Consider the following 220-nt stretch of genomic DNA (forward strand, 5'->3'; position numbering starts at 1 on the left):
ACCATACCAATTAGCCTTGTATTCTAATTGACGAATAAACTCTGACCATGACACATCAGAAATTAAGCGAGATAGTTTACGATTTCTAATCATATTCTTTACTTGTAAATCTTCTATGCAAATAATATCGTTCTCTTTTATTAGTTTAGTAGATAGTTTTTGTAGAAAATCATTTCTTTGATTAGCTATATGTTCTTGAAGTCTTGCAACTTTTAATCTT

Annotated in this window: 1 protein-coding gene; it reads right to left on the reverse strand. The window is 28.2% G+C overall.

Features of this window, described 5'->3' with window-relative positions:
• Positions 1 to 220, reverse strand: a 220-nt coding sequence (locus KGF42_RS19715) for an RNA-guided endonuclease TnpB family protein (RefSeq protein ID WP_227826955.1), incomplete at both ends; no start/stop codon positions are given.

It is taken from the genome of Clostridioides sp. ZZV15-6383, from assembly GCF_020657735.1.
GTDB classification, from domain to species: domain Bacteria; phylum Bacillota; class Clostridia; order Peptostreptococcales; family Peptostreptococcaceae; genus Clostridioides; species Clostridioides difficile_D.